Here is a 10362-nt window from a genome sequence, read left to right as displayed (position 1 = left end):
GCCACGGCGGGCGAACACCTGCCAGATCAGGTAGGTGTTGGCTTTGTTGTTATAGATCGAGTCGGCTTTGAGGATGGCGTCGCGGCCATCGAGGAAGCCAGGGCGGCAGACTTGCAGCTTCAGGCCGTCGAGCACCAGCTTCAGGGTGATGTTGTTGCCGCCGGTGGCCGCTTTCAGGTTGCGGTTGTAGCCGTACCGATCCACCAGCTTCCAGTTCAAATCCCACAGCGTAGCGGCCCACACTGAGCCAATGGCGTGTACGGCCGTGTAAGGAGCCACCCCAATGTTGGCATACGTCTGGTTGTTGACGGCAAAGTCGGTGGAGTAGCGCTGTGGGCGGATGCCGTAGCCGTCGGTGGCTGCGCCGGTTACGTAGTTGCCAATGCCGCGGGGCGTAAAGCCTTGGTCGCCGGGCTTGGTGGTCATCCACAGGCCGAAGAAGTCGCTCCAGCCTTCGCCCATCTGCTCGGCGTTGCCGAGGCAGCTCGAGTTGGCCGGGCCGCCGGTGAGGCGGTTGGAGATGCCGTGCCCGTACTCGTGCGCAATCACCCCATTGTCGAAGTCGCCGTCGCGCGTGATGCCGCTAACGGTGACGGTAACCGTGCTGCCGGAGGTAAGCACGCCTCTGATTTTGTCGCCATCGGCTTTGGAAATAGCCACCGAAGGAATGCGCAAACCCACCGTATCGGCGGCGCCGCCGTAGTTGGCAATAGCCGTGTTCGGAATACTATCGGCAATGAGCACCAACCGGGCCCCGGCGTTTTGCGCATTGCGAATTTTGGCGGGCGTAGAGCAGGTACCACCCCGATACACCAAGGCAATATTGCCGTTGATGGCTGCGGCGTTGAGCAAGGGGTTGCAGCTACGCGGCGGATTGGCCGAGCCATCGTTGGCTAGCACCACATTGCCCGTGATAGGGCCCGTGGCGGTTAGCGTACGGCCGTACGCTGTGCCGCGCATCGGCAAAGAGCCCGCAATGGTGGCGGGTGCCGTAATACTACCAACTCCGCCGGGCCAGAGGTACATCTGCATGCGGGGCCGCGCCCCATCGACGGGGGTCGAGAAGTTGGCGTTGTTGGTGCCGCCCCCGTCCTGCGCTTCGGCCCGCACGTCGTCGTTGCCAAGGCCGGTGCCGCTGTAGTTGGTAACCTGGAAGTTGCCGCTCACTTCGTTGAAGCCCTTGTAGGCCATCACGTCGTGCACCAAGTTATTCCAGTAAAACAAGTTGGTAATGGCGGCATCCCGATACACGAGGGGAGCAGCAGTTTGGTCGAAGGGAAAATCGAAGCTAAGGTCGGTGCCGCCGTCGGGGCTGTAGCCGACGGGGTTGCCGTTGCGGGCGGCGCGGTCTTCGTAGGCGTGCACGTTGTTGCCGCGGGTGATGGTGAACTCGGGGCCCGCCATGCCGTTGGTATCGTGCCAGCCAAAGGGCGAGTACGTCGCGTCGGCCGGATTCACCACCAGTTGCCGGCTGCCGTAGATGGGGCTTTCGATGGTGAGAGGATAGACGTTGTAGCTATTGGGCGTGGCGGCGGCACTGCCAGGCTGCTGCTGGGGCCACGTAGGCGTAGCCAACGAGCGTTCCGTCAGCTCCATGAAGTCTACCGGCTCCGAAATGGTGTAATCAGTTTTATCGACTAGTTGGCCGGTCGAGGCATTGACGCGCACGTTCCAGTAGTGCTCCCCGCTTTTAGGAGCAATGGTGACGTCCCACACCAGTACCAGTTCCCCGCTTGGCCGGGCCTGGTACATCAGCTTAACCGCAATGGGGTCCAGCGAAATACCGCCTTCATTGAAAACTATGCCTTCGGTCGGAGTGCCGGCTTTGGTTATGGCAAGGTTGCCGGGGGCGGGCAGGTTGAGCACGCGGGCGGCCGCTGCTACTGCTTGCACCGGCGTGAGCGTAGGCACGGTGGCCGCCGTACGGGCCTGCGCGGCTACATTGGGCACGAAGGCCGTGTGCATGCTCACCACCTTCTCGGTGCGGTCGAGGTGCATGTCGGCTTCGGCCCCGTACACTTCAATGCCTTGGTAGCGCTGCCGCAAATACACGTGCGTAATGTCGGAACCGGCATCGGTGTATGAACTGGTGACGGCCGGGTCGGCTACGTCGGTGGCGCTCAACCCAAACCTGGTGCGCTGGCTGCTGAGCTGCTGCAAGGCGCTGCGCAAGGGCGCAGATTGAGACTGTGCCGCGGCCAAGCCGGGCAATGCCAGCATAGCGGCTACAAGTAGAGGGCGGCAGCTGGAAGGCGTAAAGTTTGTTGTCATAGAAAGCTGATAGGGACGAAAGATCGGAACACAGAGGCCGGTAAGGGCTGCTCACATTTAAACCTATCGATGAAATAGCAGAAAGAGAAATATTTATCTAATTATAGGCCTATAAGATTATGTCTATTGGCTCTGCCGACAGCCATTAAAGGAAAGGCGGTTGCTCCGGTACCAGCCAAGAAGCTGACTTTGCATTACTCTGTGGCCGGAATTTATACTATCATAGTAGGTTGACGGCAGCAATAGTCTTTACTAGGCTGTGTCTGCAAACGCTAGAACGTCATGCTCTGTCTGGCTTCCACTTGCCCAAGCATTCCGCTGGCGTACTAACCTTATATGGTATTGCAACGTCAGCACGCAAGATTCTTCGGCTGCGCCTCAGCATGACGTTCCTTCCTAAAGCGGAGATGCTAAAAATGACTTTTCAGACACAGCTTATTCTAGTGCGAAGGGCAGTTAAAACTTGTGTTTTGAACCATCTGTCTGTCTTGCAACGGAAGTAACTATGCGTATCGGAGCTTGCTAGTAATTCTTAAATAAGTAAAATAACGCAAGTTGCGGAGTAGCTGCAATCCAAGTTAGGTAGCTTACATGCTGCTACAAACTACAATTTCACGAAGACTAAAGCGTGTTATGAAAGCAATTTTACTTCTGTGTTTGGCTATCTGGCTGCCAATGTCAGCTGCACGAGCATGTTCCTGTGTTAGCGGCGGTGGCTCGGAAAAGCAGAAAATTGCGGCGGCATACCGGCAGGGCGCGCTCATATTCGTGGGCCAAGTGGTAAGCGTCGAAACGGTTGTGACGACGGATACTGTGCGAGTTTCAGACACGGGCCCGATAGAGCAGCGGACGCGCCTCATCAAACACGAAACGCTACGCTACACGTTTGCCGTGTCGCGGCAGCTAAAAGGTCAGCTCAGCGGCTCTACCGTGCTTATCTCCACTGAAACCCAAAGCTCGTCCTGTGGCAAGCAGTTCAAAATCGGCTCCGAGCAGCTGGTGTACGCGTTTCTGGTGAGCCAGGAGGCTTCGTTGCTAGGCGGCGAGCCAAAAAGTGTTGCACCTTACTACGCAACCAGCTTGTGCGAGCGTAACCAGGAATTGAAATACGTTAAGGCCGCTGAATTGCGGCAGTTAAATCAGTTAGGCAAAGCGGGCTGACCACTGCCTTACTCTTCTTCCAGCCGGTCTTTGGTGATAATATTCACCATACCGTCTTCGCTGACCACGATGGCCAGGCAGGGGTAGGGGGACGTTTCCACGTAGCGAATGGCCGAGTTGTAGCGGGCGCCACGGGTGCTGGTGCCCCGGCCCGAGGCCTTGCCGTCCAGAATCACGCCGATAGAGTAGCAATAACCTTCCGGGTCGAGGAGCACGGCGCCGTCGATGGAGGTGACGAGGCGGGTGATGAGGGGCGTGAGCGGGACGGGCTCGATAAGCGTACACTGCAACTTCAGGCGGTCGGCTTCGGCCAGAGCTTCGGTGGTGATAACCATCAGGGTGCCGTGCTTTTGGCGGCTGGCTTCCAGCACCACTTCCCACAGGTGCTCGATTTTGGCCGGGTCGGTGAGGTGGAAGGTGCGCTTGAGGTCCTTGCGGAAGCGGGTGCGGTTGACGCGCGAGCGGGGTAAGCTCGGCTGGCTGTAAATCGTGCGCATCAGCACCTTCCCATCGTGCTGAAACTCCCAAGCGTAGTGGTTGATGAAATTGATAACGAACAGATCTTCCCGAGCCGGGTCGTACTCGCCTACTAAGCGGCCGAGGGCATATACGTTTTCGCTGTCGGAGAGCAGGCTGACGTCGGGCGTGGTCATTTCCAGGAGCTTACGCACGGCCCGGTAGTCGGTGAGCGGGGTGGGGCAGGTAAGGGCAAACACCTCTTCCACGTTGGGGTGGTGGCGGCGGGCCATAATGAGTTTGCCTACGCCGCCGGCCCCTTCGTAGCGCAGACTGGAAATGGTATTGAGCGTGTTGAAAAGCCGCGCCGCGCCGGGCTCGGCTCCGAGCGCCTGGGCCGGCGTGTCGAGCAGGCTTTTGCCGGCGGCGCGCAAAAGCTCCTCGGTTTCGCGGGGGCGCATCAGCATGCCCGAGCCTGGCTCCGGCTCGCTCAACGACTTCACGCATTCTTCGGTGAAGCGAAAAATGGCCGCCGCCAACAACGACGGCGCCAACGGCCGGCCATCGGTGTAGAAGCGGTGAGGGCGCAACGACGGATAGGCCCGCATGGCCTTACGCCGCACCCGCAGCACCGTCATCACGAAATAGCCGTTGATGCGAATGGGCCAGCCGGGTACGTGCTGGTAGATGGTGTTTTCGTCGAGCTTATCGAACACGTCCAGAACAGCCGTGCGGATCCCCAATGCTTCCTGCCGACGGTCTATCATCTCGGGAGTTACTTCCTCACGGATGGCCACCGGAACGGGAACAAGGCGCTCGATATCGCGGCCGCGGGTAACAGCACTGGTAAAGTGCAGCGTATCGAGGCCGTGATTAGCGGGCTCCAGATGCACCAGCGGAAAATCGGGTGTGGGCGAGCCAGCGTGCAGGGCCAACAGCATGGTGAACGGTTCCAGTTCGTCGTCGAGGACGTTGAAGATACCGTTGGCAATGTTTTGGGCGGCCTGCAGAAAGCGGGTTTGATAAGGCCAGACGCGGAAGGTATCGACTTCGACGGTAGGTTGGGTAACTACGGGCGGAGCAGAAAGCAGCGGAAGAGTAAGCATGGGGAAGGCGGAAAGAGCGCTTGAAAACAGTTGGCAAATGGCAGATTCCACTCGCTGACCGTCTCACTCTGTAAAGAAAGAACTGGCAGGTACGCGTCTAAGTAGTTGGACGTAAGCAACAAGTTACTGGACTTATACCTTTTTGCGAAGTGCAAATCGAGCTTTCTTCCACCAAGCACTTACCTCTCTACTTATTGAATGACGAACAAGTCGGTCAAATACCTTACAATTGAAATACAACAGGCAAGACCATCTTTTGCTTTAAGGGTTGTCCTTGGTAGGTGGCGGGCGTCCACTTGGGGGCCGCTTTGATTAGCCGCAGGGCTTCCTGGTCGAGGCCCGAGCCGAGGGGTTTCACCACCTTGGCATCGGTGAGCGAGCCGTCTTTCTGAATAACAAACTCCACCATTACGCGGCCCTCGATCTTGCGCTGCCGGGCCAGGGTAGGGTACTGCTGGTTTTTCTGAATCCACTCGAAAAACGCCTCCGTGCCACCCACAGGCCGGGCCGGCTGATCGGGAGCAATAACAGTGGCCCCCGACTTGGTAGTGCCAACGGGTTTAGGCGCACCAGCTGGGGCGGCGCCCGGCGTAGTGGCAGGTTCGGTGGCCGGGGCGGGGCCACCCGCGCCGAGCGGTATCTGGAAGGCGATAGGAACACTGACGCGCTGGCGCACTTTCTGTCCTTTGTGCTGCGCCGGGGTCCACTTAGGGCCGCCTTTGATCAACCGCACCGCTTCGGCGTCCAATAGCGGATCGACGGGCTTGCTGGCCACTACGTTGGAGATGACGCCGGTTTTCTCGACCACAAACGTAACTTCTACGGTGCCAGCCGCCCCGCGCTGCAAGGCGGCGGTGGGGTATTGCTGATTGTCGGCCAAGTATTGCCCGTAGGCTTCTACGCCGCCTACGGGCACGGCTGGCTGCGCCACCGCGTCGTAGATTTGTTCGGGTTCTGGCTTAGGAGCCTTCAATTTCTGTTGGGCTAGGGCGGGCGCGGCAACCGGCAAGGCCAGTACCGCTACGAGGGCAAAACGACGAAGGAAAAGCTGCATAGCAAATAACAAGGAAGTAGAGTGGACGCTCCGAAGATAACTCAACAACCGCACCAGTTGCGGGCGTGGTTCAGTGGCCCGCTACCAAGCCCGAAAATCGGCTAGTTTTGGCGTATGGCACCTGACACTACTTCCGCCGCGGGCGCATCGGCCGCTTCCACTGCCCACAACTCCAGCCGCGCCCCCGAGCCGGTGGGGCTCTACCCGCACGCTCGGCGGGTGGGCAACCTGCTGTTTTTGTCGGGCGTAGGCCCGCGCCAGCGTGGTCAGCAAGCCGTGCCCGGTGTGGAACTCGATGCCGCTGGCAACATCGTCCGCTACGACTTCGAGCGCCAGTGCCACGCCGTGTTCCAGAATGTGCGCTATATTTTGGAAGAGGCCGGCGCCCGTTGGGAAGACCTGGTAGACGTGACAGTGTTTCTAATCAATATGAAGGATGATTTTGCTGCCTACAACCGCCTCTACGCCGAATATTTCCAAAGCAATCAGCCCTGCCGCACCACTGTCGAGGTAAACTGCTTGCCTACGCCAATTGCCATCGAGTTGAAATGCGTGGCGGCGGTAGGGTAGAAGTAAGGGTAGAAAGGTAGGTTCTGTTGCGGTGCAAACTGCAGCTTAAAGATCGATCTGGAAACTGGCCAGCGGACGGATAGCTAACTCAAGTTGCGAGGTAGCTGCCTAGCGGCTTCAGGTTTGTAGTTTCAGATTCGTAAGACGTTATGCGCCGCGTAGCGGTGCCAGACTTGCCGGCGTTCCTGGCACCGCTACGCGGCGCTGTTCCTCTTCCTGACTTCCTTTCTACAAACCTGAAGCCGCTACGCAGCTACCTCGCAACTTGAGTTAGCTAACTAAACGGGTGTTTTCCAGGTTGAAAGCAGCTAAATAAGCTCAGTCAGTGCAGAGCCCATTTTGTAACTTTGAGTTTGCTCTTCTTCATCTCCTCTTCATGAAGCAAACTTTACCTGTCTTTTTTGGCCTGCTTTGCACATTGCCTGCCGCCGCGCAAACCGCCGTGCCCGATACCACGCGTATTGTTGGTTTAAACGAAGTGGTTGTGTCGGCCAACCGCATCCAGGGTGAGCGAAAACTAGATCTGCCGCAGCAAGTCGACGTGTTGAGTGCCCGCCAGATCAAGCTGCTGAATCCGGCTACCACGGCCGATGCGCTGCAGAATTCCGGGTGGGTGTTCGTGCAGAAGTCGCAGCTAGGCGGCGGGTCGCCGGTGCTGCGCGGCTTCGAGGCCAACAAGGTGCTGCTGGTAGTGGACGGGGTGCGACTCAACAATGCCATTTACCGCGCCGGGCACCTCCAAAACATCCTGACCGTGGATGCCAACTCGCTCGAGCGGCTGGAAATCCTGAGCGGAGCGGGGGCCGTGATGTACGGTTCCGACGCGCTAGGCGGCGTTATCAGCCTCTACACCAAGCAGCCCAAGCTAGCCGATAGCAGCACGCCCGGCTTGCAGGTGCACACCAACAACCTGCTGCGCTACGCCACCGCCGCCCGCGAGAAAACGGTGCATACTGACGTGACGCTCGGTTGGCAGCGGTGGGCCCTTCTTACCAGCGTCACGGCTACCGATTTCGATGACCTGCGCAAAGGTGGCAACGGTATGGACAAGTACCCCGGTTTCGGAGAAGTGAAGGAGTACGTGGAGCGGCAGGACGGCAAAGACGTGGTGCTACCCAACGACTACCCCAACCGCCAAAAATTCACCGGCTATCGCCAGCTGGACGTCGTGCAGAAAGTGCTGTTTCAGCCGCGGGCTGATCAGCGCCACACGCTTAACCTGCAACTCTCCACCACCTCCGATATTCCGCGCTTCGACCGCCTGCAAACCTACCGCAACGGCGCCCTGCGCTACGCCGAATGGGACTACGGCCCGCAGCAGCGCCTGTTTGCCAGCTACCAGCTGGAGCTGACGCGCCAAAACAAGCTCTACGACGTGCTGCGCCTGACGCCCGCTGTGCAAGACATCGAGGAGAGCCGCCTGGTGCGCGACTTCAATGCCGCTGAGCGCCAGGAAAACACTGAGAAAGTGCGGGTGCTAAGCGCCAACCTGGATTTATTTAAAGACCTGGGTCAGCACGAGCTGCGCTACGGCGCCGAAGCAACCCGCAACAAAGTTCGCAGCATTGGCGAAGGCGTGAACGTGGCAACCGGCGCGGTGCGGCCCATTGTCACCCGTTACCCCAACGGCTCGACTTACGGCACCGTGGGGGCTTACGCCGCGCACCGTTGGGAAATAACCGACCATTTCATTCTTTCCGATGGGTTGCGCTTCAGCAATGTACAAGTGGAAGCCGCCTTCAACCGGCAGTTTTTCGATTCGCCCTACAACACCGTGAAGCAGAACTCGTCGTCGTTGGATGGCAATGTGGGACTGGTGGCGTTGCTGCCCGCCGGCCTGCGCCTAAGCGGGCTGGTCGCTACGGGCTTCCGCAACCCCAACGTGGACGACCTGAGCCGGACTTTCGAGCAGACCACCGGCACCAGCCAAACCATCGGTACCCTCATCATCCCGAACCCAACGCTGAAGCCCGAGCGGGTCGTGAACTATGAGGCGGAGCTGTCCGAAAACATCGAAAACCGGCTGATGCTGGCCGTAACGGGCTTCTATACCAATTTGCGCAACGCCCTGGTGGTACGTCCGTTCGCGGCTCCCGATGGCCAAACCACCACGCAGTACAACGGCAGAACCTATCAGACCGTGGCCACCGTCAACACCGGCGAGGCCCGCATCTACGGCGTTTCGAGTCGTGCCCAACTGGCCTTGCCGGCTCACCTGCGCTTCGATGGCACCCTGACCTACACTCACGGCCGCGACCGAACCGCCGACGTACCCCTCGACCACATTTCGCCGATTTATGGCCGGACGGCGCTTACGTATCAGCTGCGCCGCGTGCTGGCGGAAGGCTCGGTGCTCTTCAACGGCCGCAAAACGGTGGCGCAGTACAGCCCAAGCGGGGAAGACAACCTGCCGCAGGCCACGCCGGCCGGGGCCCTGGGCTGGTATACGCTCAACCTGCGCACCAGCTACCAGCTCACTCCAAGCTGGGCCCTGCAAGCCGGCCTGGAAAATATTCTGGACACCAACTACCGCGTGTTTGCCTCCGGCATCAGTGCCCCCGGCCGCAATTTGTTTGTCACGCTGCGGTTCGAGCGGTGAACGTCTGGCAAATTGAAGATCGAATGAGAATAAGATATTGGGGTTATTGGCAGTCTGTACTGACTTTGTTGTTTATCGTTCCAACTGCTTCTGCACAGCTAAGATCAACTTCTGTATTGCGGCAGGCACAGCAATTGGTTGGAAGCTATGAAGGTACCTTAGGCGGTAAATACCGCGTCCGGATGCAACTCAGTTTCAACAGCTATGATTCCATCTTAACTGGTCAGTATTATTACTTGCGCAACGGTCGGCTGCTGCGTTTGGCTGGGCGCGTATCGGCTGATGGGGAGCTGAAGCTGCGCGAATCGACTGATTTGGATACTGCGGCTACGGGCTGGTTTGTGGGCCGTGTGCAGCCCGGCCGCACCTTAGCCGGAACCTGGCACAACGCGGCTGGCACTGTACATCTACCGTTTCAACTTATACGCCTTGTGGGTACTGCGCCGCCGGCTGCCGACCGTGCCCGCGTTAGCTCAAAAATCTACTTCAAAGTGTTTACCCTACCAGTAGCTACTGTGCCCGATGCTGCTGTAACGAAGTTGCTGGCGCAGTGGTTTTCATTGGAGAGCATAGTTGGAGAGCCTGTTTCCGAATTGCGTGAACGTCTGAACGATCCAGAACTAATGCATTCGGGCGTGCAGGCAATGGATTATGGTAAACTTTATAATGATCATGGCTTGCTGAACATTAGCACTACGGTGGAAGGAATAGGAGCAAGTGTCTGGTACGACATTCGCTCACGGACCATCGACCTAAACTCTGGCTTTCCAGTAGTTTTGGCTGACGAAATTCGCCCTGAATTGGTACCCGAATTTTTGAAGCTGGGCCAGCAGAAGCTGCAAAAGATAACACAGAAATATGTGCCCACGCAGGAGGGTTTTCTTGCACCAGAAGACGTGGCGGGCGTACTCAGCCAGGAATTTAGTTTAGGCAGTACCGACGAGTATACCGTATCGGTGGCAGGGCTCACCTGCGACCATCCGGTGAACTATGATGGTCTTTCAAACCTTGTCTGGAAGGTACTGACTGGTAACTTTCAGGTGGAATTCACGCACGCCGAGTTGGCCCGTTTCCTGAAACTCGATAGTCCGTTGCGGCGGTTGGGGCGGCGCTAGTACCGTGCACAGGCGCGGCTGCGTACCTTC

7 protein-coding genes are annotated in these 10362 nt (G+C 58.4%); 4 read left to right on the top strand and 3 right to left on the bottom strand.

What is annotated here, in order from left to right; translation table 11 throughout:
- The coding region (locus tag VF639_RS13795; protein WP_331146498.1) for a M36 family metallopeptidase at nucleotides 1-2271 on the bottom strand (2271 nt) is incomplete at its 3' end.
- Between the two features lie 675 nt (nucleotides 2272-2946).
- Between VF639_RS13795 and VF639_RS13790 the strand changes: the two genes are divergently transcribed.
- The gene (locus tag VF639_RS13790) at nucleotides 2947-3432 is read left to right on the top strand and encodes a hypothetical protein (RefSeq protein ID WP_331146497.1); all 486 of its coding nucleotides are present in this window, start codon (nucleotides 2947-2949) and stop codon (nucleotides 3430-3432) included.
- An 8-nt stretch (nucleotides 3433-3440) separates the two neighbouring features.
- Here VF639_RS13790 and VF639_RS13785 read toward each other — a convergent pair whose 3' ends face one another.
- Nucleotides 3441-4994, bottom strand: coding sequence for a DNA integrity scanning protein DisA nucleotide-binding domain protein (locus tag VF639_RS13785; protein ID WP_331146496.1), 1554 nt, complete (start codon nucleotides 4992-4994; stop codon nucleotides 3441-3443).
- Nucleotides 4995-5217: 223 nt separating this feature from the next.
- Nucleotides 5218-6048 (bottom strand): energy transducer TonB, encoded by an 831-nt coding sequence (locus VF639_RS13780; protein WP_331146495.1) that lies wholly within the window; start codon nucleotides 6046-6048, stop codon nucleotides 5218-5220.
- Nucleotides 6049-6162: 114 nt separating this feature from the next.
- Between VF639_RS13780 and VF639_RS13775 the strand changes: the two genes are divergently transcribed.
- From VF639_RS13775 to VF639_RS13765, 3 genes are all read left to right on the top strand, one after another.
- Complete coding sequence (locus tag VF639_RS13775) at nucleotides 6163-6618, top strand: RidA family protein (RefSeq protein ID WP_331146494.1); 456 nt, start codon at nucleotides 6163-6165, stop codon at nucleotides 6616-6618.
- Between the two features lie 376 nt (nucleotides 6619-6994).
- Nucleotides 6995-9217, top strand: a complete 2223-nt coding sequence (locus VF639_RS13770; protein WP_331146493.1) for a TonB-dependent receptor — start codon at nucleotides 6995-6997, stop codon at nucleotides 9215-9217.
- A 182-nt stretch (nucleotides 9218-9399) separates the two neighbouring features.
- Nucleotides 9400-10332, top strand: a complete 933-nt coding sequence (locus VF639_RS13765) for a hypothetical protein (protein WP_331146492.1) — start codon at nucleotides 9400-9402, stop codon at nucleotides 10330-10332.
- The last annotated feature ends 30 nt before the right edge of the window (nucleotides 10333-10362 follow it).

Origin of the sequence: Hymenobacter sp. (assembly GCF_036387835.1) — a bacterium.
GTDB lineage: Bacteria > Bacteroidota > Bacteroidia > Cytophagales > Hymenobacteraceae > Hymenobacter.
The sequence above is the reverse complement of the archived record's forward strand: the minus strand, read 5'-3'. Positions and strand labels throughout refer to the sequence as shown.

What these genes read in the sequence shown, in the direction of transcription:
- VF639_RS13765 (WP_331146492.1), top strand. Translation starts at nt 9,400, where the DNA reads ATGCAACTCAGTTTCAACAGCTATGATTCCATCTTAACTGGTCAGTAT.
- VF639_RS13770 (WP_331146493.1), top strand. Translation starts at nt 6,995, where the DNA reads ATGAAGCAAACTTTACCTGTCTTTTTTGGCCTGCTTTGCACATTGCCT.
- VF639_RS13780 (WP_331146495.1), bottom strand. Translation starts at nt 6,048, where the DNA reads ATGCAGCTTTTCCTTCGTCGTTTTGCCCTCGTAGCGGTACTGGCCTTG.
- VF639_RS13785 (WP_331146496.1), bottom strand. Translation starts at nt 4,994, where the DNA reads ATGCTTACTCTTCCGCTGCTTTCTGCTCCGCCCGTAGTTACCCAACCT.
- VF639_RS13790 (WP_331146497.1), top strand. Translation starts at nt 2,947, where the DNA reads ATGTCAGCTGCACGAGCATGTTCCTGTGTTAGCGGCGGTGGCTCGGAA.
- VF639_RS13775 (WP_331146494.1), top strand. Translation starts at nt 6,163, where the DNA reads ATGGCACCTGACACTACTTCCGCCGCGGGCGCATCGGCCGCTTCCACT.